Below are 25,471 nucleotides of genomic sequence, written 5' to 3'. Positions count from 1 at the left end.
ATGATGACGCTTTCACGACTGCCCACAGTCTCACCGGTTCAGGTGCCAAGGCTCCCCAATCGGGCCGGATTGGGCCTGAAGAACGAGCACTTCAAGGAAGTGCTCGATACTTCGCCCGATATCGGTTTTTTTGAAGTGCACGCCGAAAACTACATGGTGGCCGGCGGCCCGTTTCATCACTACCTGGGGTTGATTCGCGAACGTTACCCCCTGTCGTTGCACGGCGTGGGCCTGTCCATCGGTGGCGAAGGCCCGCTCAACCGTGAGCACCTGGGACGCTTGGCCGCACTGATCGAACGCTACCAACCTCACTCCTTTTCCGAACACCTGGCCTGGTCCAGCCACGGCCCGGCGTTTCTCAACGACCTGCTGCCCCTGGCTTATGACGCCACCACCTTGAGTCGAGTTTGCGAGCACGTCGACCAGGTACAGAGCGCCCTCAAGCGGCCGATGCTGCTGGAGAACCCCTCGACCTACCTGCAGTTCCAGCGCTCGACCCTGGACGAGACCGACTTCATCGGCGAGATCATCCGCCGCACCGGCTGCGGCCTGCTGCTGGACGTGAACAACGTCTATGTGTCGTGCATCAACCACCAGCGCGACCCACTGGCCTATCTCAACGCCCTACCGTTGCGCGCCGTGGGTGAGATTCATCTGGCCGGCTTCGCCGAAGACACCGACAACCTGGGCGATCGCCTGCTGATCGATGACCACGGCGCACCCATCGATAACGCGGTGTGGCGGCTGTATGAACACGTGCTCGCGCTGACGGGTCCGGTCGCGACCCTGATCGAGCGCGACAACCAAGTGCCGGCCTTCAGCGTGCTATGGGCAGAAGCCCAGCAGGCTGAACGGTACTTATCGCAGGTCCGCCCATGAGCCTTCACGACGCCTTTTCCAGCGCCTTGCTGGCGCCCGACCTACCTTGCCCCGACGGCCTGTTCAGCAGCAACGGGGCCGACCCGGCCAGTCGTTTTGCGGTGTATCGCAACAATGTTCACAACTCGTTGATCACTGCGCTGGCAACCGCATACCCCGTAACCGCGCAATTGGTCGGCGATGAATTTTTCCGCGCCATGGCCGGCATTTTCGTCCAGGCCTCCCCGCCCGCCAGCCCGCTGATCAGCGAGTACGGCGGCACATTCGCCGACTTTATCCAAGGGTTTGAACCGGCCGCCAGCGTGCCCTACCTGGCCGATGTCGCCCGGTTGGAACGCTTGCGGGTTCGCGCTTATCACGCAGCTGATACAGCCGTGGTGGATCCGCAAGCCGTTCTGCACCAACTGCAGGCCCACACGAAGCCGGGGGCACTGCATCTGCAACTGCACCCGTCCGTTGGCACGTTGAACTCCGCCTACGCAGTGGTGGCGGTGTGGGCGGCACACCAGACCGAGGGCGCCCTGGCCACCCTGGATCCCTGGCATGCCCAGAGCGCAGTGGTGTTGCGCCAAGGGTTGAATGTCAAGGTCTTCGCCATCGACGGCGGCTCGGTCGCCTTTATCAATAGCCTGAAACGCGGCTCGGCGCTGGAAATGGCCGTCGCCAATGCCCTAGAGGCCAGCGCCGAGTTCGACCTGCACCAATGCCTCACGCTGCTGATCAACCACGACGCCCTCACTCATCTGCTCCCAGAACAACAGGTATCGCCATGAACACGTCCTCTTCGTGCCTGATCAGACAGGCCATCGCACTTTTCGAAAAAATCCCCTACAGCCTGCTGGCGTTTGTCGCGCGCTTCTCCATTGCGGCAGTGTTCTGGAAATCCGGGCAAACCAAGGTCGAAGGCCTTGCCATTGACTTGATCAACGGCACGTTCGAACTCGGTACCCCCAGACTCGCCGCCTCGACATTGCCGCTGTTTCGCAGTGAATACCACGTGCCATTGCTGTCACCGGAAGTGGCCGCGCACATGGCGGCGTTTGCCGAGCACTTTTTCCCGGTGCTGATCCTGGTGGGCCTGGCCACGCGCTTCTCAGCCCTGGCCTTGATCGGCATGACCCTGGTCATTCAGTTGTTCGTCTACCCGGACGCCTACCCCACCCACGGCACCTGGATTGCGCTGCTGTTGCTGTTGCTCGCCAAAGGGCCGGGCAGCCTGTCCATCGACCACCTGATTGCGCGCCGCTACCGTTAAAGCCGATCCAGTGCCTCACCGCTGCGCTTGAACCAGTCCACCAGGTAGTCGGCCAGTACCTGAGTGCGGCGCGGCAGCCCGCCCTGGTAAGGATGGACCAGGTACATCGGCAGGCTCCGCGTCTGATAATCGCGCAGCAGCCAGCATAATCGGCCGTCAGCCAGTTCCGCCGGCAAAACGTAGGACGGCAGGCGGGCAATACCAGCCCCTACCAAGGCGGCCTTCTTCAGCAAGTTGTAATGGTTGGAGGCAAAGGTGCCGCTCACCCTCACCCGCAACAACTCGTGTTGCTGGTGATAAAGCCATTCCTCGCGACCGCTGTAGTGGCTGTTGAGTAAACAGGTGTGCGCCGCAAGATCCCCAGGGGTCAGTGGTTCGCCATGTTGCTTCAGATAGGCGGGACTGGCGCAGGTCATCTCATGCCAGGCCAACAGCGGCCTGGCCACCAGACGCTCGTTTTCAATCGCCCCCGAACGCACCCCCAGGTCAAAGCCGTCCCGCGCCAGGTCTCGGTAACTGTTGTTGAGCTCCAGCTCGATCTGCACCTGAGGGTACTGCTTGGAAAACTCCAGCAATAAACCATCGAAGAAGGTTTCCCCTAATGAAACCGGAACCGTCATACGAACGGGTCCGGCCAAATCGTCCTTGAGACGCGCCAATGCCTGACGGGCGCGATCCACCTGCACCACCAGCGCTTGCGCCTGGGGCAACAGCGCCGCACCGGCGGCGGTCAGGCTGAGCCTGCGTGTGGTGCGGTGCAGCAAGACCACGCTGAACTGTGCCTCCAAATGGCTGATGCGCTTGGACAACTGGCCCTTGCTGCAACCCAGTTGCTCGGCCGCCACCGTAAAACTGCCGGCTTCGATCAGTACGGCAAAGGCCGCCAGGTCATCCATCTCGCTCATGGATTGTTTCCAATTGAAAACCAAAGGTTGCCTATTAGCACGTTTATCCGTCTGAAAAGCCACCCTAGACTTGATGTCTCCTACTGTAGGAGCGAGCTTGCTCGCGAAAATCGTCAACGATAACGCGGTCAGCGAGTACACAGCGGCGCGCTCGGTTTTTTCGCGGGCAAGCCCGCTCCTACAGTTCCTGAGAAACCCAGAGGAACAACCCCATGAAAATCCTATTGATTGGCGCCAGCGGCACCGTCGGCTCGGCAGTCAAGGCCGAACTGGCCCAGCGTCATGAAGTGGTCAGCATTGGCCGCAGCAGCGGTGACTTCCAAGTGGATATCAGCGACAGCACCTCGATCCGCAACCTGTTCGAGCAGACCGGTAAATTCGACGCACTCATCTGCGCGGCTGGCAACGTGAACTTCGTAGCGCTGGGTGATATGAGCGAAAGCGATTTTGAGCTGGGCCTGCGTGACAAGCTGATGGGCCAGGTCAACCTGCTGTTGATCGGCCGCGAGTATGCCAACGACGGCGCCTCCTTCACCTTCACCAGCGGCATTCTCAACCGTGACCCGATTCGTACAGGCGCGTCGGCTGCTCTGGTCAATGGTGCACTCGACGCTTTTATCAAAGCTGCGGCAATTGAATTGCCACGAGGGCTGCGCATCAACTCCGTGAGTCCCACGGTCCTGCTGGAAGCCATGGGCAGCTACGCGCCGTACTTCCGTGGCTACAAGCCGGCTGCTGGCGCCGATGTAGCGCTGGCCTACGCCAAAAGTGTTGAGGGCCTACAGACCGGTCAAACCTTTACTGTCGGCTGAATTTGAAGTCTGTGAGAAATGCCTGAAGCGGGCGGACGGGGTTGTGATGCAACGCCAGCCTGCGTAACGTGGCGGCACTTGTCTGGAGACCCGATCATGCGTGCCGCCCGTACCCTCGCCCTGTTTGCCTTGCTTCCTGTGTTCGCCGCTTGCCAGATGTTCGAAAACGAGCCGACCAAGCCGTCTACCGCCGGGTTGACCCGCATGCAGGGCGAACTCACGGCAGTAGGGGGTAAGCTGCTGTTCCAGCCGTGCGACGATAAACGCAACTACGTCGTCAACGACACCAGTGGCACCAGCATCCTGCAGGAAGCGGCCTCCCTGGCCGGCCAGCAAGGGGCATTGTTTGCCGATTTGCGTGGCAAGTTCTCGGGCGTCGCCAGCGGCACCCAGGGCAGCGTCGACCTACAACAACTCTACCGCGTAGAGCGCTCGACCTCTGCCTGCACCGACCCGGACTTCAAGCGCATGACCCTGCGGGCCAATGGCCACAAGCCGGCCTGGGCCATGAACGTCACCGCCAAGGGCATGGTGCTTGAGCGTGAAGGCCAGGCGCCACTGGCGGTGCCTTATGTCGAAGAGCAAATCGGCGACGGCCGCTTCAACCTGATGACCGAAGCCAACAACCAGCACATCGAACTGTGGGTCGCGCCGCAACGCTGCATCGACAGCGTCAGCGGCAGCCTGCAACACATGACGGCGGAATTGCGCGTCAACGGCCAGGTGCAGCGCGGTTGCGCGGCGTTTGGTGGTTCCCGGGACGACTGATTCAGCGCTGCGCTGTTTTAACCTGACGGAAAACCGCCATTGAGGCTTATAATCGCCGGTTTGCAAAACAGCCGGCCTCTTTGTCCGCCGCCTACCGGATCCCGTCATGTTACGAATCACCGAACTCAAGCTGCCCATCGACCATCCAGAAGAAGACCTGCGGCCTGCCATCGTGCAGCGCCTGGGCATCGCCAGTGATGACCTGCTCGATTTCACCCTGTTCAAACGCAGCTACGACGCACGCAAAAAGTCGTCGGAGCTGTGCTTCATCTACACCATTGACCTCAATGTGAAGGGTGAGGCCGCCCTGCTGCTCAAGTTCGCCGATGACCGCAACGTCAACCCGGCGCCGGACGTCAGCTACAAGGTGGTGGGCCAGGCCCCGGAAGGCTTGGTCGAACGGCCTGTGGTCGTCGGTTTTGGCCCGTGCGGTATCTTCGCCGGGCTGTTACTGGCGCAGATGGGCTTCAAGCCGATCATCCTCGAACGCGGCAAGGAAGTACGCCAGCGCACCAAGGACACCTGGGGCCTGTGGCGCAAAAGCGTGCTCAACCCCGAGTCCAACGTGCAGTTCGGAGAAGGCGGCGCCGGCACCTTCTCCGACGGCAAGCTCTACAGCCAGATCAAGGACCCGAAATTCCACGGTCGCAAAGTCCTGCACGAGTTCGTCAAGGCCGGCGCGCCGGAAGAAATCCTCTACGTCAGCAAACCCCACATCGGCACCTTCCGCCTGACCGGCGTGGTGGAAAACATGCGCGAGCAGATCATCGCCCTGGGCGGTGAAGTGCGCTTCGAGCAACGGGTGACCGACGTGCTGATCGAAGACGGTCAGTTGAATGGCGTGGTCATCGACGGTGGGGAACAGATCCTCTCCAAACATGTGATCCTGGCCCTCGGCCACAGCGCCCGCGACACCTTCCGCATGCTCCATGGCCGTGGCGTCTACATGGAAGCCAAACCGTTCTCGGTGGGGTTCCGGATCGAACACCCGCAATCGCTGATCGACGCCGCGCGCCTGGGCAAATATGCCGGGCACCCGAAGCTGGGCGCCGCCGACTACAAGCTGGTGCACCACGCCAAGAACGGCCGTTCGGTCTACAGCTTCTGCATGTGCCCGGGGGGCACTGTGGTAGCAGCGACCTCCGAGCCGAACCGTGTGGTGACCAACGGCATGAGCCAGTACTCGCGTAACGAGCGCAATGCCAACTCCGGCATCGTGGTCGGCATCACGCCGGAAGTGGATTACCCAGGCGGCCCGCTGGCGGGTATCGAGTTGCAGGAGCGCCTGGAGTCCCACGCCTACATCCTCGGCGGCAGCAACTACGAGGCCCCGGCACAGTTGGTCGGCGACTTTATCGCCGGCAAGCCATCCACGGCGATCGGCAGTGTGGAACCGTCCTACAAGCCAGGGGTGGCCCTGGTTGACTTGGCCCTGGCCTTGCCGGACTTCGCCATCGAAGCGATCCGCGAAGCACTGCCGGCGTTCGAGAAGCAGATCAAGGGCTACTCGCTGCACGATGCCGTGTTGACCGGTATCGAAACGCGCACCTCGTCACCGCTGCGGATTACCCGTGACGAATCGATGCAGAGCCTGAACGTGAAAGGCCTGTTCCCGGCCGGTGAAGGCGCTGGGTATGCGGGTGGGATTCTGTCGGCCGGTGTCGACGGTATTCGGATTGCCGAGGCGTTGGCGCGGGATATGTTGGGTATCGAGGCCTGAGAACAGCGCAAATTAAATGTGGGAGGCGGCTTGCCCCCTCCCACATTTGGTTTGCGTCGGGTCAGATATTTGCGCGCAGGATGCTGGCGGGCAATGGCTCACCCTGCTCCACACTGGCCGCCACGGCCGCGATCAACCCCTCGAGCGCATAGCCCTGACCCGCCAACCACGCCTGGTCGTAATAGGTCGTTGCATACCGCTCGCCCCCATCACACAAGATCGCCACGATCGAACCTGACTCCCCTGCCGCTTTCATCTGCTGCGCCGCCATTAATGCGCCAATCAGGTTGGTCCCGCTGGAACCACCGACACGTCGCCCCAGGCGCTCAGCCAGGTAATGCATGGCCGCCAGCGACAGCGCATCCGGCACCTTGACCATCGCATCAATCACCTTGGGCAGAAACGACGCTTCGACCCGTGGCCGGCCAATGCCTTCGATCCGCGAACCACAGTCCAGGCGCAGGCTGGCGTCACCGCTCTGGTAGAAATCGAAAAACACCGAGCGCTCGGCGTCGGCACACAACACGCGGGTGCAGTGCTGGCGATAACGCACATAACGACCCAAGGTGGCGGTGGTGCCGCCGGTACCGGGACTGGAAATCAACCAGCTCGGTTCCGGGTGCCGCTCAAAGCGCATCTGTTGGAAGATCGACTCGGCGATGTTGTTGTTCGCCCGCCAGTCGGTGGCACGCTCGGCATAAGTGAACTGATCCATGAAATGACCGCCGCTTTCCTGGGCCAGGCGTTCGGACTCGGCGTAGATCTGCGTGGGATCCTGTACCAGATGGCTTTTGCCGCCGTAGAAGGCAATCTGCGCGATCTTTTCCTGGGACGTCGTGGCGGGCATCACCGCAATGAAGGGCACCCCGAGCAGCCGGGCAAAATACGCTTCGGAAATCGCCGTCGAGCCGCTGGATGCTTCAATGACCGGCGCGCCTGGCTTGAGCCAGCCATTGCACAGCGCGTACAGGAACAGCGAACGGGCCAGCCGATGTTTCAGGCTGCCGGTGGGGTGGCTGGATTCATCCTTGAAGTACAACTCGATGCCCGGCAGGCCCGGCAGCGGTAACGGAATCAGATGCGTGTCAGCACTGCGCTGGAAGTCCGCTTCGATGATGCGAATGGCTTCGCGGGCCCAGGGACGGTGGTCGCTCATAAGGAAGAACTCTAAGGATTTCAGTACCAATCTTAGGATGTTTCCTACACTGCACACAGATACAGTGACGACTCAATTGGACACACAATTGCTAGGCTTTGGCGCTACGCCACCCGACCCCATCCCTTATAACAAATAAGAATATAACTTTTGTTTTAACAACTAACGGTACGGGTTAGGGTACCCACCTATTGAACCTGGATTGGAGAGCATCCCTTGCCTCTGCGTAGCACTTTTACCCGTTTCTTCCAGCTGGAAGCCGCCAGCGGCCTGTTGCTGATCGCCGCTGCCGCCTTGGCGCTGATCATCAACAACTCTCCCTTGTCGCACCTGTATGGCGCGTTTCTCGACGTGCCGGTGGTGGCCCAGATTGGCGCGCTGCAAATCGCCAAGCCCGCGCTGCTGTGGATCAACGATGGCCTGATGGCCCTGTTCTTCCTGTTGATCGGCCTGGAGGTCAAGCGCGAGCTGCTTGACGGCCACCTGTCCAAGCCTTCGCAAGTGGTGCTGCCCGGCGCAGCCGCCATCGGCGGCATGGTCGTGCCGGCGCTGATCTACTGGGCGATCAACAAGGACTACCCCGCCGCCCTCTCCGGCTGGGCAATCCCGATGGCCACCGACATCGCCTTCGCGTTGGGCGTCCTGGCACTGCTGGGCAAGCGGGTGCCGGTATCGTTGAAGCTGTTCCTGATGACCCTGGCCATCATCGACGACCTGGGCGCGATCATTGTTATTGCAGTGTTCTATTCCGCCGACCTGTCCGGTGCAGCCCTGGCCGGCGCGGGCGCCTGCCTGGTTGCCTTGATTGCAATGAACCGCCTGGGCGTGATCAAGCTCGGGCCCTACCTGATCATCGGCCTGATCCTGTGGGTGTGCGTACTCAAGAGCGGCGTGCACGCCACCCTGGCCGGCGTGACCCTGGCGTTCTGCATCCCGATGCGCACCAGGAATGCCGAGCCCTCGCCGCTGCTTACACTGGAACACGCCCTGCATCCGTGGGTGGCCTACGGCATCCTGCCGCTGTTCGCCTTCGCCAACGCCGGAGTGTCACTCACCGGGGTCAGCCTGGAAAGCTTCACCCACCACGTGCCGATGGGCATTGCCGCCGGCCTGCTGATCGGCAAGACCGTCGGCGTGTTCGGCCTCACCTGGCTGGCTATCAAGACAGGCCTCGCAGCACTGCCCAGCGGCGCCAACTGGGGCCAGGTCTTCGGCGTGGCGATCCTGTGCGGCATCGGCTTCACCATGAGCCTGTTCGTCGGCTCCCTGGCGTTTGTGCCGGGTGCCAGTGAGTTTGCCGGGGAGGATCGAATGGGAATCCTGACCGGGTCGATACTCGCTGCGTGTATTGGGTATGGGGTGACGGCGATGGCGAGTCGCAAAAAAGCCTGAGCCGACTGAAACGCAGCCCATAAAAAACCCCAACCGGTCACCCGGTTGGGGTTTTCTTTTGCCTGCTGCTTACCGGTCAGCGAGTAACGCGGCTGGTGCCATCAACGGTCATGATGCGGACGCGATCGCCGATGCGGAAGATTTCATTTTCCTGCACGGCTTGCACGTAGGCACGCATGCTGCCGTCGTCTTCGCGAACGGTGATTTCCACGCCCTGGGTGCGGGTCAGGCCTTCTTCGGTGGCCGAACCCAGCAGGCCGCCGGCAACGGCGCCGATAACGGCAGTCACGATACTGCCACGGCCACCGCCGATGGCGCTGCCGCCAACACCACCGATGACCGCGCCGGCAGCGCCGCCGATTGGGGTCTTGGTGCCTTCGATTTTTACCGGACGCAGGGATTCAATGGTGCCCATGCGAACGGTCTGTACACGACGCGCTTCGTCACGGGAGTACGAGTCGCCGGTCAGACTCGAGGCGCAGCCACCCAGCAGCAACGACAGCGTGGTAAAGCAGGCAACCAGTAAAACGGACTTACGCATAGCATCAACTCCAAAGGACAGGTATTCATTAGACGCTGCAGCTTGACGCCTGTCACGACAAGCCCGGCAGGAAATTGCTTTCATTCAGCCTCAGTACAGACTGCCCGTAGCCAAAATACCGACCAACGGTAGCACTCTCATCGTAACCAGGAACTTCATGGACTATTTCATCATTGTAGTCACTACCGTCGCCGGCCTGTACTTCCACGGCTGGCTGTACCTGCGGATCAGACGCTGGATAGACCGCGACCTGGCACTGTCCCTCGCAGGCGACGACCTGCACAAGCGTGCCTTTATGCTGCAACAACTGGAGCAGGCACGGATCTCGAAGATCAAGCGAAGCGAGTTGCCACAGTGGCTGAAGAACGCCGCACAGCACTACACAGCCGAAGCCTCTTCAACAGAGACTTCGGTGTGATCGATATCATTCCAGTGGGGTGACGAAAGGTGCCGCTCAGGGCGCCAGGCGCTCGCGGGTCCATTCGGTCCCTTGCAGGCGGTAGTTCAGGCGGTCATGCAGGCGGCTGGCGCGGCCTTGCCAGAACTCGATGCGCTCCGGCAGCAGGCGATAGCCACCCCAATGTTCGGGGCAGTCGGGCTGGCTATCGCTGAAACGCTGTTCGGTGGCCTTGAGCAGGTCCTGCAGTTCTTCACGGTCACGAATGACCTGGCTCTGCGGGGAAGCCCAGGCGCCTAAACGACTGCCCAGGGGGCGGACCTGATAATAAGCGTCGGACTCCTCAGGCGTGACCTTGACCACCCGCCCTTCAATACGCACCTGGCGCTCCAGAGTCGGCCAGAAGAACGTCATGGCCGCAAACGGCCGCGCCGCGAGCTGTTCGCCCTTGGCGCTCTGATAGTTGGTGAAGAAGGTAAAGCCCTGCGCATCCAGGCCCTTGAGCAGCAGGATGCGGCAGTGCGGGCGACCGTCCTGGTCGACCGTAGCCAGGGTCATGGCATTGGCTTCCACCGGTGGTTGCTCGGTTTTCACCGCATCGGCAAACCACTGGTGGAATAACGCAAACGGTTCATTCGGTGCCTGGGCCTCGCTCAAACCGTCCCGTGTGTAGTCACGGCGCATATCGGCCAGTGCCTGGGTCATGCGGCTTTATCCTTGTGGTTCAGCGGATCAGTTTTTCGCCTGGTCATTCGCAGCCGGTGCAGCAGCCTTGGCTTTGGCCGGGGCCGGTTTCTTCGCAGCGGGCTTGGCCGGGGCTTTTTTAGCCGCGGGCTTGGCAGCCGCCTTTTTAGCTGCGGGTGCCTTTTTAGCCGGGGTCTTGGCGGCGGGGGCCGGGGCTGGAACGTTCTGCACCGCAACCATTTCGGCTACAGGCGGGGTCTTGCCCGATTGATACTTGCTCAACAGCGCCAGCATGGTCGTGCGCTGGGTGAACATGATTTCCATACGGCGGTTCAGCGCGCGGCCCTGGGTGCTGTCGTTGGCGGCACGTGGCATCAGGTCACCCATGCCACGCAGCATCAGGCGGTCCTGTTTCAGGCCGCTGAGGCTGAAGATCGAGGCGATGGACTGCGCACGCTCCTTGGTCAACGCCTGGCTGGCAGGCGCGGTACCGGTGGCATCCACGTGGCCCAGCACCAGCACAGCGGTTTTTGGATCGGCTTCAACCGCCTTGGCGACGCGAGTGAACGGCCCCAGGGTAACCGGCAGCAGCATCGCCGGGCGTTTCGGGTTGTAGGAGCCGTCTACCGGAGCAATCACCACGAGTACGTTATCGCGACGTTCCAGTTGCAGGTTGCTGTCCTTGATGGCGGCGCGCAGGCGCGGCTCGTAGTCGTCCAACCAGGCCTGGGTGATTTTCGGGTCAGGCATTGGCACATTGGTCACGTCGACTTTGGCCAATGGCTTGGGTTTGCTTTCGAACGGCCACCACCAGTGGGTTTCGCTGTCGGTCTTGGCGACGGCAGGCGCGGCGTCTGGAGCCGGGGTCGCGGCCTTGAGGTCGGCTTTCAGGTCAGCCTTGGCATCAGCGGCCTTCTCGTCGGCGCTCTTGGAGGAGAACGGCCACCAGCTGGAACCGGTCTCAGCCTTGGCGGCCGGCGCTGGCGCGGAGGCGACAGGCGCAGCAGCAGCAGCTACAGGTGCGGCAGGCTTGGCGCCGGCAGCGGGCTTGGCATCCGGCTTGGCGTCGGTTTGGGTCACTGCGTCCTTGGTCGTGGCCTTATCCGATCCAAATGACCACCAATGCCCACCCTCGGCATCATTTTGTGGAGTTTGTGCGCAACCGGTAATAGTGAGGCAAAGCGCCAGTGCCAAGGACTTGTTCGATAACATGAGATATCCACAAAATGAGAAAAGAAACGGGGGTCTCGATGACCCGTTAAACAGACGCTTACAGAACATTAAAGTTACATCATTTCGTTCAGCGCCTTCTTATAGTTGCCTTTGTAACAAAAAAATGTGAAACAGCAAGGGGTTTACAGACAACCGGCCAATATTCCGACCAACTTCTGTGCCCGTGGGTCCATAAGTACATAAGGCCCCAATGTATTAGTCACGAAACCAAACGCTACATCATGCTCAGGGTCGGCAAAACCCACCGAGCCGCCGGCGCCTGGATGCCCGAACGCACGGGCGCCAAGGCCGAACGTGGCATTGGGCAACTGTGGTTGATCCAACATGCAGCCCAGCCCGAAACGGGTTTGTGTCAATAATGTTTTATCCGGCCCGATACTGTGTTCACGGGTCAATTCTTCGAGCATGTCGGCTTCCAGCAAACTACCGTCCAACAAACCACTATAAAAACCCGCCAGACTACGCGCATTACCGTGACCATTTGCCGCCGGCTGCTGCATGCGTCGCCATTCAGGTTTATTAGTACTGGTGAGAATAGACGGCGGGTTGGCAAATGCCCGCGTCGTCATGGCGGTGGGCTCGCGCATCATTACTTGCAGTAAACGCTGCGCGGCTTCATCGCCCATATTGCCTTTGCTGCGCGCGATATGTGCAACACGATAAAACTCTTCGTCGGCCAGGCCCACGTGGAAGTCCAGCCCCAGCGGCCGTGCCACCCGCGCCACAATGGACTCACCCGGCCCACGCCCATCGGCGCGGCGCAGCAATTCGCCGACCAGCCAACCGTAGGTGATCGCCTCGTAGCCATGGCCCTGGCCCGGCGTCCACCAGGGGGCTTCGGCTGCCAGGGTGTCGACCATCAATTGCCAGTCGTACAAGGCTTCGGTGGGCAGCATCTCGCGGATGGCCGGCAACCCGGCCTGATGGCAGAGCAAGTGCCGCAGCGTAATGGTTTCCTTGCCGGCAGCAGCGAACTCAGGCCAGTACCTGGCCACTGGCGCGTCCAATTGCAACTTGCCCTCGGCCACCAGTTGCAGGGCCGTGACAGCGGTGAAGGTTTTGGTGCAGGAAAACAGGTTGACGATGGTGTCGCTGTGCCAGGCCTCGGTACCGTCCTTGTCGGCGGTACCGGCCCACAGGTCAACGACGGTTTCGCCGCCGACCTGGATGCAGAGCCCGGCGCCACGCTCCTGCGGGTCATCGAACAACGCGGCAAACGCTTCACGTACCGCTTCGAACCGGAGCTCGTAATGACCCTGAACCTGCACCTAAGCCCCCTCGGAAAACACCGTAAAAAGTGGCCGACATTGTTCCAGCCATTGTTGGATTTGTGAACCCGTCAACAAGGAATCAATGACCATTTCCCGAATGCCCACCGGCGTGTCCAGCGCCCTGCCCCGGGCCTTTGCCCTCGCGCCCAGGCTTGCTGCCTTCGCTTTCACGCGCGGTGCTGGCGGCCTTGGCCTTTTCCGCTTCCTTGCCCAGTTGATCCACCGCCGCCAGGTTACTTCTACGCACACTGTCGACAAACCCCTGGAACGGTACGTCAGTGATACCCACCAGGCCGAAGTGGCCGTTTTCACCGTCCAGCAACCGGCCGGTCACCGGCTGGTCCAGGTACTGGAACCAATGCACGCCGACAATGGACGGCTCAGCCATGGCTTGCTTGAGGAAGTTGGCATATGCCGCGCCACGCTCTTCTTCCCTGGCCAACTGGGTCACGCCGCCCCAGAACGGGCCACGGTCTGCGGAGCCGAAGTTGAATTCAGTGATCAACACCGGCTTGTCCAGTGCACGAAGCGCGGCAAAGTCATAGCCGTCCTGAGGTTTGAGCGTGTACATGTTGAAGCTCAGCACATCGCAATACTGCGCGCACGACGCCACGGCCTCCGGCGTACTCACCGCATAACGCCCGCCCAGCAGCAGTTGGTTGGGGGCGTGCCATTTCAGCGAGTCGGAGATGGTCTTGAAGTAGGCATCGGCGAAGGTCTTCTGGAAGTATTTGAAGTCAGCTTCGATTTCCGGGTGCTCAGGGTTGGGCACCGGCGGCTCGAAGCCAGGGTCTTCCATCAGCTCCCACCCCGCCAACTCGATGCCCCAGGCTTTCGACAGGCCTTGCTCGTTGCGGTACTTGTCACGCAATTGCTTGAGGAACGCGCGCTTGGCCGGTACGTCGGTGGTCATGCGCAAGGTGCCGTAGGCCAGGGCGTAGCGGGACTTCGGATCATCGCCGGGGCCGGCCCAGGCCAGTTCGTTATCTGCAAAGAAACCGATCAGCCACGGGTCATCGCGGTGGTCGCGGGCGGCGATGGCCACCGCGCGCTCGGTCGCCATGGCGAAACGCGGGTCGAACGGATCGGGCATGCCGCCCCACCAGTCGGTGCCGGTGCTGATGCTGGCGTAGTCGCCGACAATCGACAACGGCAAGGTGTACGGCACACGATCGGCAGTGGCCAACGCGTCGTCGCTCCAGTTGCCGACGGTGTTGAAACCCCAGGCTTGCAGGCGATCGAGGGTATGGGTCACCCAGCGTTTCTGGTCAAACCCTTCGCCGCCATAAGTGCGCTGCAGGTTGGCGCCGTAGAAATCGTACCAACGCCCGGCAGCGAAGCCACGACCTTCACCCGCACCATTGCCGGTGCGGTTATCGCCGCTGCCGTAGTACTTGTCGAAGGGTTCACCGGCCTTTGGCAGCGCCGCGAACATCCACTCACGACCGGCCACGTAGGTCTGGCTGTTGTCCGGGGCCACGGTATTGACACCCAGGGAATAGAACGGATGGCCTTCCGGGGTCACCAGGTACCAGCGACCGTCGCGCTTTTCGGTACGGAAAAAGCCACTGGCCTTGAACGCCGGCCCTTTGTTCCAGCCGCCGAACGTGTCCAATGCGGATTTATCACGCGCGGCCAGCCAGCCCTGCAGTTGGGTTTGTTCCTTTGCCGCAGCCGCCTTGAGCTGTTCGTCGCTGCTGACCTTTTCCGGCCAGCGCGCACGGGTGGACTGACCATAGGTATCCACCAGTTCGCTGTAGGCCGCCTTCAGCACCGGCTCACTGTCCTGCACACCAAAGCGTTCCAGCAGGATGCTTTGCGCGGCGTTGGGCTTGATCATCGACAGGGTCACCGAGACCACCTGGCTACGGTCGATCTCGCCAGCACTGCTGGCCAGCAACACGCGCTGGCCATCCACGGTGATCGGCATCGGCGGGCCGGCCTTCATGCCCTGGCTCAACGGCGAGCTGGCTTGCAGCGGGACCAGCAAGGTCTGGGCGGGGCCGGCCGGCAGGTCGATGCGGCTGACCAGGGTCTTGCCATCGCTGCTCTGCACCTTGACGTAGAGGGTCAGCGCCCAGTCCATGGCACTCTGGATACGCAGGCTCATGGCGCCGGACTGCGACCAGTCCCAGGCACCGGCCTGTGGGCTGAGCACCAGGCTCGGCTCGGCGGCCGGGTTGAAGGTGATGCGACGCAACACCTCGCCTTCGGGGGTTTGTTCGGCGTTGTATTGCGGCAGGCTGGCGTCCTGGGTCGCCACCTTGACCACATCGGCAGGCCGGACGAAGTTGAACAATGTCTGTTGCCCCGCGGGCGCGGCCATCAAGGGCGCAGTGAACAGCAGGGCAAAAAGGGCGGGCAGCGTGCGAATCATACGAACAAGGTTCTCCCAAACGGCCGGTAAATAGCCTGATGACATAAATCGATAGCAGTGAGATAGACCACGAAGTGGGCGAATTCGCCCACGAGGGCTTAAGAAATTTCGCGCCGGAACGGCGGCAACGCATTCAGGATCGCCTTGCCGTAGCGCTGGGTCACCAGGCGGCGGTCGAGCAAGGTGATGGTGCCCCGGTCTGCCTCGGTACGCAGCAAGCGACCGCAGGCCTGCACCAGCTTCAAGGAAGCATCCGGCACCGAGATCTCCATGAACGGGTTACCGCCCCGCGCTTCGATCCATTCGGCCAACGCGGCCTCGACCGGATCATCCGGCACCGAGAACGGGATCTTGGCGATCACCACGTGTTCGCAGTAGGCACCGGGCAAGTCCACGCCTTCGGCGAAACTCGCCAGGCCGAACAGCACGCTGGAATCCCCGCCATCGACCCGCGCCTTGTGCTTGTTCAGGGTTTCCTGCTTGGACAGGTTGCCCTGGATAAACACCTGCTTGCGCCAGTCGCGGTCGAGGCCGTCGAACACGTCCTGCATCTGCTTGCGCGACGAGAACAACACCAGGGTGCCGCGCGAACCTTCCACCAGGGAGGGCAGGTCGCGGATGATCGCCGCGGTGTGCGCCGGTGCATCCCGTGGGTCGGCCTTGAGATCGGGCACCCGCAGCACACCGGCGTCGGCATGGTGGAACGGGCTTGGCACCACCGCCGTGACAGCCTTTTTCGGCAGCCCCGCGCGCATGCGGAAGCGGTCGAAGGTGCCCAGGGCAGTCAGCGTGGCCGAGGTCACCAGGCAGCCATACGCCACGTTCCACAGGTTGCGGCGTAGCATCTCGGCGGCAAGGATCGGGCTGGCGTTGACCTCGATATCAAACAACGCACCGCTTTCCGACAGGGTCAGCCAGCGGGCCATGGGCGGGTTGTCTTCGGGGTCTTCGACGGTAAAGGCCGTCCACAGCTCCCAGTTGCCCTGGGAACGGGACAACAGGCTGCCGAACAGCGGATACCATTCCTCGGCCTGGTTGCTGGCGATGCCGATGTTGACCTCACCGTCCATGCCTTCCTTGAGCAAGTCAGTCAGGCGGGTGAACAGGTCGGTAAGACGGGAAAAGCCTTTCTTCAGCTCGATGCCCATTTCGCGCATATGCTCGGGGATCATCCCACCGACAAAGCGGTGGCGCGGGCGCTCACGGCCTTCCACATCCTCACCGGGTTTGAAGTCGGCCACCTGCTCGCAGGCGCTGAACATGAACTGTTGCTGGGTCTTGATCTCCCGCGCCAGCTCCGGCACCTGCTCGATCAACTTGCCCAGGTCGCCGGGCAGCGGGTGCTGGGCGAGCAATTTGGTCAGATTCTTCGCGGTGGTTTCCAGCCAGTCGGCGGTGGAGCGCAGGCGCGTGTAGTGGGCGAAGTGGCCGATAGCCTTGTCAGGCAGGTGATGGCCTTCGTCGAACACGTAAAGGGTGTCACGCGGGTCCGGCAGCACGGCACCGCCGCCCAGGGCCAGGTCGGCCAGGACCATATCGTGGTTGGTAACGATCACGTCGACCTTGCCCATGCCTTCGCGAGCCTTGTAGAAGGCGCACTGGCCGAAGTTGGGGCAATGGCGGTTGGTGCACTGGCTGTGGTCGGTGGTCAGGCGTGCCCAGTCGGCATCTTCGAGGGCAGTGGGCCAGCTGTCGCGGTCGCCGTCCCATTTATTGCCGGCCAGTTTCTCGATCATGCTGGTAAACAGCTTCTGGCTGACCTCATCCACTTCGATCTTGAAGCCTTCTTCCTCGAACAGCGACGCCGTGGCGGTTTGTGCGTGGCCTTCCTGCAGCAGTACGTCGAGCTTGGACAGGCACATGTAGCGGCCACGGCCCTTGGCCAGGGCGAAGGTGAAGTTCAGGCCGCTGTTGCGCATCAGGTCGGGCAGGTCTTTGTAGACGATCTGCTCCTGCAGGGCGACGGTGGCGGTGGCGATCACCAGGCGCTTGCCGGCGGCCTTGGCGGTCGGGATCGCAGCCAGGCTGTAGGCCACGGTCTTGCCGGTACCGGTGCCGGCTTCGACGGCCACGACGGCGGGCTCACCTTCGCGGCGGCCTTCGTCATCGGTGTCGATATCCCCGAGGACCTTGGCCACTTCGGCGATCATCAGGCGTTGGCCGTAGCGCGGTTTCAAGCTCTTGGCTTCGAGAAAACGCGTGTAGGCGCCCTGGATCGTGGTTTTGAGTTCAGTGCTGATCATGGATAGTCGGGCGCAAAAACGCTGGATAAATTTTCAGTGGTTCGGTTCGGCCGCTATCATACCCCGCTAATTAATCCCGCGCAGAACGGAGTACCACAATGACCGCGTTTAGCCTCGCTTACACCCTGCATGTATTGGCCGCCCTGATCTGGGTCGGCGGTATGTTTTTCGCCTGGATGATCCTGCGCCCAGCCGCTGTGGCGGCCCTTGAGGGCCCTGCCCGACTCAAGCTGTGGGCAAATGTGTTTCAACGTTTTTTCGTGTGGGTCTGGGTAGCGGTGCTGGTTTTGCCGATCAGCGGTGTCGGCCTGCTGCAACTGCGCTTCAACGGGTTTGAAACCGCACCGCGTTATGTGCAGGTGATGATGGGCTTGTATCTGGTGATGACGGCGCTGTTTATCCGTATCCAGGCGTTGAAGTTTCCGCAACTGAAGGCGGCGGTGGCAGCAGAGGACTGGCCGGCGGGTGCCGCTGCGCTGGGACAGATTCGCAAGTTGGTAGGGATTAATCTGATCGTGGGGTTGCTGGTGGTGGCGATTGCTTCGGCTCGGCCGATGTTCTGAGCACCGTCACAAGCTGTAAGCTTGAAGCTTGCAGCTTGTGACTGCGGCTTTTTAGAGTCGCTGAATAGTCACGGTACCCGCAGGCCCAGCTGGCCCCGGCTGCCCTTCCAACCCTGGGCGCCCCTTCTCGCCACCGTCGGCGCGGTACACCAGGCAACCTTTGGACTCCCCGCCCTTGCCCGGCTTGCCGGCCGTGCCGGCCAAACCGCCAGCACCGCCATCCACCCAGACCTTGATGTGTTCAGCCGGGAAGTCCTTCGGCAACTCCACGCGCACCTGTGCACCCGCCCCACCCGGCAGGCCATCGCCGCCGTTATCGCCATTAAAACCTCGCCCCGCCGAGCCCCAGGTGCACCCAGGATCCACGCCATTGGCGCCATCCAGCCCGGCATACCCTTGGGCACCGGCGCCGCCACGGGCATCCACCGACAGTGCTTCAGCCGTCAGCGAGTTGATGCGCAAAGTCAGGTCACGCCCGGCCTTGGCCGGTTTTTCATGGGTGCCGGGAGCACCGCGCGAGGTGATCTGGCTGCCCTGCTCAAGTTGTGCATGCCGCACCTGCAATTGCAGCGCGGTATTGCCAGGCACAATTGCGATGCGTGCGTCGCGGCCCAAGTGCAGTTCATCCACCGTGACCTGGCTGATGGTGGCCGGAATCAGCAAGGTGCCGTAGTCCGCCACCTCCAGGCGCTCCAGTTGCAACACACTGGTGCTGGAGGGAAGGCGCATCAATGAGTTGGTTTCAACACTGACGCTCTGGGCCAGGGCAACGGGGCTGACCAACAGGGCCAACAGAAAAACCTTACGCATCATGGGGCTCCTGAGTGTTTTCAAATTTTTCTTTGGACGCACAGTAACGACTTCTACAGGCGATTTGCCAGTGAAGGTTCAAAAAACTTGAGAGGGCTGCGATTTAAGCGAGGATTGCCGGCAATGCCCCTGTGGATCCCACAGGGGCAAGGGCTATCAGCGGTTGATCTGGATTTCCGTACGACGGTTCAAGGCGCGGCCTTCAGCGGTCTTATTGTCGGCGACCGGATGGCTTTCGCCCGCACCGGTGACAGACACAAAGGCACTGCGAGGCACGCCGGCGCTGATCAGGTAATCGGTGACCGAATGCGCACGTTTTTCCGAGAGTTTCTGGTTGTAGGCGTCTTTACCGACGCTGTCGGTGTGACCACTGACCCGTAGCTGGGCGCTCGGGGCTTCCTGTTTCAGGCGCGTGGCAATGGTGTCGAGTTTGGTTTTATCCGCTGCCGTCAATTTGGCCGAGTCGAACTGGAAGTGCACATCGCGGATCACGATGGTTTCTTCCTTGACCACGACCACCTCCTCGACCACCGCCGCCGGCGGTGCCGGTGGGCAACCATTGGCGTCGACCTGCACGCCTTTCGGGGTGCCCGGGCACTTGTCGCGGCTGTCCGGCACGCCATCGCCATCTTCGTCGCCATCGCCGTGCACCCAGCAATAGGCGCCGGCCATGCCGCCGACCAGCAACGCGCCATAGCCTGCGTAGGCCGAGCTTTCAGTCGCACCGATCGCCGCACCGGTCACACCGCCGACAGCGGCACAGGTAGGCCAATCGGTTTTTTGCAAGCCTGCGCAACCTGTCAATACTCCGGTTAGCAGAACCAAGGGTAGAGCTGTCCGCATGATGCTCATCTGACTTTCTCCTGAGGGGATCGGCGGGGGCCGATGGGTGGAGTAAAGACCGCTCTTTTCAACTGCGCCACTACGCCAATCCCCCGTATTCATTGGGGATCGCCGCCCACGTAGGACTTTTCGCAGCCACCCGCTCTAGGCCCGCACGCTCAGCCGCGCTAGTCTCTAGGGTCCTGATGTGAGGATCTCTGATGACCGCTGGTATTTCTGCCCGTACTCCCCAGCAAGCGCTGGCCGCCTTGCTCGATCTGCACCAGCCCAAACGCCTGTTGCTGTTGGGTGCCAGCCAGTTCCCGGCGCTGGACGCCTTTAAGGACGCACACCCTGACACCCAGGTGTTCTGCGCCGCGCCAGGGCCATTGCCGGAAGCACTGGCGGCCCAACGGTTTGACCTGGCGCTGGTGGTCGATTGCCTCGAGCACCTGTCAAAACCCCACGGCCTGACCTTGCTCGGCGGTATCCGCAACCTCAACGCCAGCCGCATTGCGGTGCTGGTGGACCTGGGCGCCTGCGGCTGGAAGGAAACCGACTTCTTCTCCCTGGCGCTGCAGGCCGGCGAGCGTTTCCAGCGCGATGAGCAGGTGCTGACGCTGTTTACCTACGATCTGCTTGACTATAAACAGGTGCCGGACTGGCTCAACGCCCGTTTCTGGGCTAACCCGGAAAACTTCGGAAAGTATTGGTGGTAACCGAATGAGTACATCGATTCCAGGCGCCCCTACGCCGTTCGGACTTCGTTAAGTAACTCAGGGTGACGATCGAGCAACTTGAGAAGCTTTATGAGTGCCAGCGGTGGCTTGGTTTTTCCATTCTCATAGCGAGAAAAGGCGTTGACCCCGCCACCGAATATCTCGGCGGCTTCCCGCTGGTCCAACGAAAGTTTCTTACGCACCTTAGCGATGAAGCCAGGGTCTACCAAATCCGCATTGACCCGTTTTGAGAAGGCGCGCATCGCTTTCATGACACGATCCGATTCAACCAAATCCAGGATCGACTCGGAGCAGGACGGGCAGAACTCACCCGTAACATTCGCAACCACAGTGGTTTCACCTTTGTAGGAATAGGGTATGTCGCGGATGTCATGGACCAAGTCCGCAGCGCCGCAAGCAGGGCATTTCATGTTCATAGCTCCTTGAAGGACACGATCAGTACGTCTTCGATAACCGTGAGTTTCAGATAGACCTTCCCCGCCTTCGTGTGTGGCCGGTACACGTCTTGCCATAGCGTGTGGTCGGCATAGGTAGTCATGCTTTTGTAAAAGTCCGTTGGTTTAAGGGCCAGTATCACGGCCAGCATCTCGGAGAGGTCGAGGTTAAGAGCATCCGCGCCGATTCGTGCAGTATTCGTGGTACGCACCCTCCCGGATTTGATCAGGGCCTTGACGCTGGTCAGCTTGCAGTGAGGCGCGTTCTTCTCCATGCAGAAATTAACCTAATGGGTTTTTATTTGGCAAGTAGGTTAATTCACCTGTTCTTGCAGTAGAACCCAATGGAACCTCAAGCGGCTCTGCGCGAGCCAGCCAGGAAGTGTCTCAACGAATGAATACTCGCTCGGCCGTCCCTCGCACCCGCTGGCCGTCGAGTTCTCCTGCGATCCTCTGTAGTATCGGGTCATAAGCTGTCAACGGCTGTGTCTGCGGTAATACCCAGGCTTAGCTATTGTTACGTCTAACAGAACGTGTATTGGTGGTAACCCGATGAGTACATCCATTTGCCCCTGCGGCAGTGGCAACCTGCTGGATGCCTGCTGCGGCCATTATCACGCCGGGCACCCGGCACCCTGCGCCAGCGCCCTGATGCGTTCACGCTACAGCGCCTATGTGCTGGGCCTGGTGGACTATCTGGTCGCCACCACTTTGCCCGCGCAACAGGCTGGCCTGGACCGTGAGGCCATCGCCGCCTGGAGCGCCCAGAGCACCTGGCTCGGCCTGGAGGTTGAAAGCTCCGAAGTGTTCGGCGGCCAGCCGGAACACGCCTTCGTGACCTTCACCGCACGCTGGCATGACAGCACCGGCGAACATAGCCACCGCGAGCAGTCTTCTTTCGTACAGAATGAAGGGCGCTGGTACTTCATCGACCCCACGGTGGAAGTGAAAACCGGACGCAACGATGCGTGCCTGTGCGGCAGTGGGCAAAAATTCAAGAAGTGTTGTTCCAGCTATCTCTAACTACCACAGGACTCACGCCATGCTTCGGATCTACAGCTTGATGCTGGCGTTAACCTTCGGCCTGAGCGGTTGCGCCTCCTGGTTCGAAGACGATTCGCCCCCGCCCCACGTTTCCCTGGTGAAAGTCGAAGTGGTGCGGGCCAAGCTGCTGGAGCAGAAATTCAAGCTGTACTTTCGCGTGGATAACCGCGACGACTCTGACTTGACCGTGCGTGGGCTGATCTACAAGGTCACCCTGGATGATTTTGTGCTCACCGAAGGCGAGTCCAATGAATGGCTGACGGTACCGCCCAAGGGTCATGCATTTTTCAAGGTATCGGTGCGCACCAACCTCTGGCCGCAGATACGCGACGTGGTGCAACTGCTGAAAAAACCCGACCAGCCTGTGCCGTATCGCCTGGAGGGTGAACTGAAAACCGGATTATTCATCGGTTATGACGTGCAGGTGAACCACAATGGCGAGATAATCCCCGGCGATTTTATTCCGGAGCGACATCGATGACTCAGCAACCCCATGTCCATGGTCCTGACTGCAACCACGATCATGATCACCATGATCACGACCACGGCCATGTCCACGGCCCGAACTGCGGCCACGCTCACCAGGAGCCGGTGCGCAATGCGTTGAAGGACGTTGGCCGCAACGATCCTTGCCCGTGCGGCAGTGAGAAGAAATTCAAGAAGTGCCACGGCGCGTAAGGCGCGCAGAAGGCTAAGGTGGGAGGGCACAAGCCCCCTCCCACACTGATTTTCGCCAGGCTTAAGTTCAAGCACTCATGTGTTTACACAACTCCTGCTTGCGTCGTTTCACCGCGCTCACTAACGTAGCGCCTTTACTGACGCTACCCCCCGCAGGAGCTTTGCCATGGCCTCGCCAGCCCTCTCACATTTTCTTCCCCGGTTCGGCGTTGCCGCGGCAGTGGCCAGTGCATTAAGCCTGGCCGGTTGCCAGCTCCAGAGCATCCAGGACACCCTGCCGCCAGTGGCCGGCGTGCAGCCGATCAAGGGCCTCGCACAGAATGTTTCGATACGCCGCAACGCCCAGGGCATGCCGCTGATCGAAAGCAACACTTTCCACGACGCGCTGTTCAGCCTCGGTTATGTACACGCCAGTGACCGTATCACCCAGATGGTCACCCTGCGCCTGCTGGCCCAGGGCCGCCTGGCTGAAATGTCCGGGCCTGAGGTGCTGGATGTTGACCGCTTCATGCGTGCGGTCAACCTGAAGAAAAGCGCGGGCGAGCTGTATAACGCCTCGTCGCCGCGCCTCAAGCGCTTCTTCGAAGTGTATGCCCGTGGCGTCAACGCCTACCTGTTCCGCTACCGCGACAAGCTGCCGCCGGACCTGGCCCAGACGGGCTACAAGCCTGAGTACTGGAAGCCGGAAGATTCGGCGCTGCTGTTCTGCCTGCTGAATTTCAGCGAGTCGGCCAACCTGCAGGAAGAGCTGGCGTCGTTGCTGCTGGCGCAAAAGGTCGGCGTGGACAAACTCGCCTGGCTGACACCGAGCGCGCCGGATGAGCCGATCCCCCTGGCCGAAGCCGAAAAACTCAAGGGCGTGAACCTCAGCCAGATCACCGGCCTGGCCGGGCTGGACACGGTCAGCCAGCAATTGAGCAGCCTCAACTCGCTGGCGGTTACCACGTCGAGCAACTGGGCCATCGGCCCGCAACGCAGTCGCAGCGGCAAGAGCCTGCTGGCAGGCGACCTCGCCGCCCAGCCGCAGGCGCCGTCACCGTGGAACTACGTGCAGATTCGCGCACCGAAATACCAGGCCGTCGGCGCCTCGATTGCCGGCCTGCCGACCCTGTTGTCCGGTTTCAACGGCAACGTGGCGTGGAGCATGAGCACGGTCAAGGGCGATACCCAGGACCTGTTCCTGGAGAAGGTCAAACGCCAGGGCAGCGCGTTGTACTACGAGAACAACGGAAAATGGCTGCCGGCAGCGGTGCGTAATGAAACTTTCTTCGTCAAGGGTCAACGCTCGATTCGCGAAGTGGTATACGAAACCCGCCACGGTGCCCTGCTCAACAGCAGCCAGGCCCTGACCAGCGGTTTTGGCCTGGCCCTGCAAACCGCCGACTTCAAGGATGACAAGAGCCTCGACGCATTCTTCGACCTGTCCCGCGCGCAAAACGCCGGCAAGGCCTCGGACGCAACCCGCAACATTCGCGCCATTGCCTTGAACATGGTCTTCGCTGACGCCGGCAGCATTGGCTGGCAGGTCACCGGCCGCTTCCCCAACCGCCGCGAAGGCGAAGGCCTGCTGCCCTCGCCCGGCTGGGATACGCGCTTTGACTGGGACGGTTACGCCGACGCAATGCTGCACCCCTATGACCAGGACCCGGCCCAAGGCTGGATCGGCACCGCCAACCAACGCACCGCGCCGCGCGGCTACGGCATGCAGCTGTCCAACTCCTGGGATGCGCCGGAGCGCAGCGAGCGCCTGGCGCAACTGGCCAATGCGGGCAAGCACGACAGCCGCAGCATGATCGCCATGCAATACGACCAGACCACCACCTTCGCCGCCAAGCTCAAGACCATGTTCCAGGCGCCGGGCATGGCCCAGCCCTTGAAGCAGGCGATTGATGCGCTGCCGGCGGCCGACCAGGCCAAGGCACGGGAAGCACTGAAGCGCCTGATGGCGTTCGATGGTCGCCTGGTATCGACGTCCGCCGACGCGGCGCTCTACGAACTGTTCCTGCAGGAAAGCACCCGGCAGATCTTCCTCGACGAACTGGGGCCGGAAAACAGTGCCAGCTGGAAAGCCTTTGTCAGCAACGCCAACCTGTCCTATGCCGCCCAGGCCGACCACCTGCTGGGCCGCGAAGACAGCCCGTTCTGGGACGACGTGCGCACCGCGCAGAAAGAAGACAAACCCGCCATCCTCTCCCGCAGCCTGGCCGCCGCGATCAGCGCTGGCGACAGCCAACTGGGTGCTGACCACAAGGCCTGGCAGTGGGGCAAGCTGCACAGCACCACCTGGAAAAACACCAGCGGCCAAGTGATTCGCGGCCCGCTGGCGTCCGGTGGCGACCACAACACCTTGAACCCGGCACCGTACAGCTGGGGCCAGGACTTCAACACCACCCAGGTGCCGGCGCTGCGCATGATCGTCGACTTCGGCCAGGTGGAGCCGATGATGGGCCAGGGTGGCATCGGCCAATCCGGCAACCCGGCCAGCCCGAACTACGCCAATGGCATCGACCCGTCGCTCAAGGCGCAATACCTGAGCTTCCCGATGCAGCCGCAGAACTTCGAGAAAGTGTATGGGAAGGCCAGGTTGACCCTGACCCCAGGCAAGTGACCTGACTTCCACCTGGTGAAACCGGATTCAAATGTGGGAGGGGGCTTGGTCAGTTAAGCGTGCATCGCCTCCTGTAGGAGCGAGCTTGCTCGCGAAAAACGTCAACGATAACGCGTGCTTCCTGAATGAACGCGGCGCC

The 25,471-nt window shown here is 61.5% G+C and carries 26 protein-coding genes; 14 read left to right on the top strand and 12 right to left on the bottom strand.

Annotated features, from left to right (window positions below):
- From bufB to AC07OP_RS22890, 3 genes are read left to right on the top strand one after another with little or no spacing between them, the layout of a single operon-like run.
- The gene (gene bufB, locus AC07OP_RS22900; RefSeq protein ID WP_495100994.1) at positions 1-879 is read left to right on the top strand and encodes an MNIO family bufferin maturase; all 879 of its coding nucleotides are present in this window, start codon (positions 1-3) and stop codon (positions 877-879) included.
- Complete coding sequence (locus AC07OP_RS22895; protein ID WP_495100993.1) at positions 876-1,652, top strand: HvfC/BufC family peptide modification chaperone; 777 nt, start codon at positions 876-878, stop codon at positions 1,650-1,652. The genes bufB and AC07OP_RS22895 overlap by 4 nt, the downstream gene beginning before the upstream one ends.
- Positions 1,649-2,134, top strand: a complete 486-nt coding sequence (locus tag AC07OP_RS22890) for a DoxX family protein (protein WP_495100992.1) — start codon at positions 1,649-1,651, stop codon at positions 2,132-2,134. Before AC07OP_RS22895 ends, AC07OP_RS22890 begins: the two co-directional genes overlap by 4 nt.
- Here the strand turns inward: AC07OP_RS22890 and AC07OP_RS22885 are convergent.
- On the bottom strand, positions 2,131-3,039 hold the full coding sequence (locus tag AC07OP_RS22885) for a LysR family transcriptional regulator (RefSeq protein WP_495100991.1): 909 nt from the start codon (positions 3,037-3,039) through the stop codon (positions 2,131-2,133). The two genes, AC07OP_RS22890 and AC07OP_RS22885, sit on opposite strands and share 4 nt — an antisense overlap.
- A gap of 212 nt (positions 3,040-3,251) precedes the next feature.
- Between AC07OP_RS22885 and AC07OP_RS22880 the strand changes: the two genes are divergently transcribed.
- The 3 genes from AC07OP_RS22880 (at position 3,252) to AC07OP_RS22870 (ending at position 6,339) form a co-directional block, all read left to right on the top strand.
- The gene (locus AC07OP_RS22880) at positions 3,252-3,851 is read left to right on the top strand and encodes a short chain dehydrogenase (RefSeq protein WP_065938808.1); all 600 of its coding nucleotides are present in this window, start codon (positions 3,252-3,254) and stop codon (positions 3,849-3,851) included.
- Positions 3,852-3,947: 96 nt separating this feature from the next.
- Positions 3,948-4,619, top strand: a complete 672-nt coding sequence (locus tag AC07OP_RS22875) for a COG3650 family protein (RefSeq protein WP_495100990.1) — start codon at positions 3,948-3,950, stop codon at positions 4,617-4,619.
- 106 nt (positions 4,620-4,725) lie between these two features.
- The gene (locus AC07OP_RS22870) at positions 4,726-6,339 is read left to right on the top strand and encodes an NAD(P)/FAD-dependent oxidoreductase (RefSeq protein ID WP_495100989.1); all 1,614 of its coding nucleotides are present in this window, start codon (positions 4,726-4,728) and stop codon (positions 6,337-6,339) included.
- A 61-nt stretch (positions 6,340-6,400) separates the two neighbouring features.
- Here AC07OP_RS22870 and AC07OP_RS22865 read toward each other — a convergent pair whose 3' ends face one another.
- Positions 6,401-7,495, bottom strand: coding sequence for a PLP-dependent cysteine synthase family protein (locus tag AC07OP_RS22865; protein WP_027604433.1), 1,095 nt, complete (start codon positions 7,493-7,495; stop codon positions 6,401-6,403).
- A gap of 216 nt (positions 7,496-7,711) precedes the next feature.
- Between AC07OP_RS22865 and nhaA the strand changes: the two genes are divergently transcribed.
- Entirely contained in the window at positions 7,712-8,887 is a 1,176-nt protein-coding gene (gene nhaA / locus AC07OP_RS22860) for a Na+/H+ antiporter NhaA (protein WP_065938804.1), read from the top strand.
- A 76-nt stretch (positions 8,888-8,963) separates the two neighbouring features.
- On the opposite strand, the gene AC07OP_RS22855 is transcribed toward nhaA, so the two are convergent.
- Positions 8,964-9,428, bottom strand: a complete 465-nt coding sequence (locus AC07OP_RS22855) for an outer membrane lipoprotein (RefSeq protein ID WP_003189251.1) — start codon at positions 9,426-9,428, stop codon at positions 8,964-8,966.
- 157 nt (positions 9,429-9,585) lie between these two features.
- Between AC07OP_RS22855 and AC07OP_RS22850 the strand changes: the two genes are divergently transcribed.
- The gene (locus AC07OP_RS22850; RefSeq protein ID WP_027604435.1) at positions 9,586-9,846 is read left to right on the top strand and encodes a hypothetical protein; all 261 of its coding nucleotides are present in this window, start codon (positions 9,586-9,588) and stop codon (positions 9,844-9,846) included.
- A gap of 36 nt (positions 9,847-9,882) precedes the next feature.
- On the opposite strand, the gene pdxH is transcribed toward AC07OP_RS22850, so the two are convergent.
- The 5 genes from pdxH to dinG form a co-directional block, all read right to left on the bottom strand.
- The gene (pdxH, locus tag AC07OP_RS22845) at positions 9,883-10,530 is read right to left on the bottom strand and encodes a pyridoxamine 5'-phosphate oxidase (protein WP_495100988.1); all 648 of its coding nucleotides are present in this window, start codon (positions 10,528-10,530) and stop codon (positions 9,883-9,885) included.
- 27 nt (positions 10,531-10,557) lie between these two features.
- A complete protein-coding gene (locus tag AC07OP_RS22840; RefSeq protein WP_108573960.1) occupies positions 10,558-11,721 on the bottom strand; it encodes an OmpA family protein in 1,164 nt (387 codons plus the stop codon).
- A gap of 143 nt (positions 11,722-11,864) precedes the next feature.
- A complete protein-coding gene (locus tag AC07OP_RS22835; RefSeq protein ID WP_495100987.1) occupies positions 11,865-13,010 on the bottom strand; it encodes a serine hydrolase domain-containing protein in 1,146 nt (381 codons plus the stop codon).
- 82 nt (positions 13,011-13,092) lie between these two features.
- On the bottom strand, positions 13,093-15,390 hold the full coding sequence (locus tag AC07OP_RS22830; protein ID WP_495100986.1) for a beta-galactosidase: 2,298 nt from the start codon (positions 15,388-15,390) through the stop codon (positions 13,093-13,095).
- A gap of 98 nt (positions 15,391-15,488) precedes the next feature.
- Positions 15,489-17,633, bottom strand: a complete 2,145-nt coding sequence (gene dinG, locus AC07OP_RS22825) for an ATP-dependent DNA helicase DinG (RefSeq protein ID WP_115485781.1) — start codon at positions 17,631-17,633, stop codon at positions 15,489-15,491.
- Positions 17,634-17,731: 98 nt separating this feature from the next.
- Between dinG and AC07OP_RS22820 the strand changes: the two genes are divergently transcribed.
- The gene (locus AC07OP_RS22820) at positions 17,732-18,196 is read left to right on the top strand and encodes a CopD family protein (RefSeq protein ID WP_053137147.1); all 465 of its coding nucleotides are present in this window, start codon (positions 17,732-17,734) and stop codon (positions 18,194-18,196) included.
- 51 nt (positions 18,197-18,247) lie between these two features.
- Here the strand turns inward: AC07OP_RS22820 and AC07OP_RS22815 are convergent, their stop codons facing one another.
- The gene (locus tag AC07OP_RS22815; RefSeq protein ID WP_115485779.1) at positions 18,248-19,006 is read right to left on the bottom strand and encodes a collagen-like protein; all 759 of its coding nucleotides are present in this window, start codon (positions 19,004-19,006) and stop codon (positions 18,248-18,250) included.
- A gap of 156 nt (positions 19,007-19,162) precedes the next feature.
- On the bottom strand, positions 19,163-19,858 hold the full coding sequence (locus AC07OP_RS22810) for a PA1041 family peptidoglycan-binding anchor lipoprotein (protein ID WP_495100985.1): 696 nt from the start codon (positions 19,856-19,858) through the stop codon (positions 19,163-19,165).
- 191 nt (positions 19,859-20,049) lie between these two features.
- On the opposite strand from AC07OP_RS22810, the gene AC07OP_RS22805 reads away from it, so the two are divergent.
- Entirely contained in the window at positions 20,050-20,547 is a 498-nt protein-coding gene (locus AC07OP_RS22805; protein WP_495100984.1) for a DUF6231 family protein, read from the top strand.
- 29 nt (positions 20,548-20,576) lie between these two features.
- Here AC07OP_RS22805 and AC07OP_RS22800 read toward each other — a convergent pair whose 3' ends face one another.
- Both AC07OP_RS22800 and AC07OP_RS22795 read right to left on the bottom strand, forming a co-directional pair.
- Positions 20,577-20,978 carry a type II toxin-antitoxin system MqsA family antitoxin gene (locus tag AC07OP_RS22800; RefSeq protein WP_495100983.1) on the bottom strand — a complete coding sequence of 134 codons (402 nt, stop codon included), beginning with the start codon at positions 20,976-20,978 and terminating at the stop codon, positions 20,577-20,579.
- Positions 20,979-20,980: 2 nt separating this feature from the next.
- Positions 20,981-21,277 (bottom strand): type II toxin-antitoxin system MqsR family toxin, encoded by a 297-nt coding sequence (locus tag AC07OP_RS22795; RefSeq protein WP_495100982.1) that lies wholly within the window; start codon positions 21,275-21,277, stop codon positions 20,981-20,983.
- A 277-nt stretch (positions 21,278-21,554) separates the two neighbouring features.
- Between AC07OP_RS22795 and AC07OP_RS22790 the strand changes: the two genes are divergently transcribed.
- From AC07OP_RS22790 to AC07OP_RS22775, 4 genes are all read left to right on the top strand, one after another.
- On the top strand, positions 21,555-22,025 hold the full coding sequence (locus AC07OP_RS22790) for a YchJ family protein (protein WP_065926434.1): 471 nt from the start codon (positions 21,555-21,557) through the stop codon (positions 22,023-22,025).
- Between the two features lie 19 nt (positions 22,026-22,044).
- Positions 22,045-22,527 carry an LEA/WHy family protein gene (locus AC07OP_RS22785; protein WP_495100981.1) on the top strand — a complete coding sequence of 161 codons (483 nt, stop codon included), beginning with the start codon at positions 22,045-22,047 and terminating at the stop codon, positions 22,525-22,527.
- On the top strand, positions 22,524-22,724 hold the full coding sequence (locus tag AC07OP_RS22780) for an SEC-C metal-binding domain-containing protein (RefSeq protein WP_003189235.1): 201 nt from the start codon (positions 22,524-22,526) through the stop codon (positions 22,722-22,724). The genes AC07OP_RS22785 and AC07OP_RS22780 overlap by 4 nt, the downstream gene beginning before the upstream one ends.
- 166 nt (positions 22,725-22,890) lie before the next feature.
- Positions 22,891-25,332, top strand: coding sequence for a penicillin acylase family protein (locus tag AC07OP_RS22775; RefSeq protein WP_495100980.1), 2,442 nt, complete (start codon positions 22,891-22,893; stop codon positions 25,330-25,332).
- Positions 25,333-25,471: the final 139 nt, after the last annotated feature.

It is taken from the genome of Pseudomonas sp. GW821-FHT09D08 (assembly GCF_059416305.1).
This window is presented reverse-complemented; position numbering and strand designations above follow the sequence as displayed.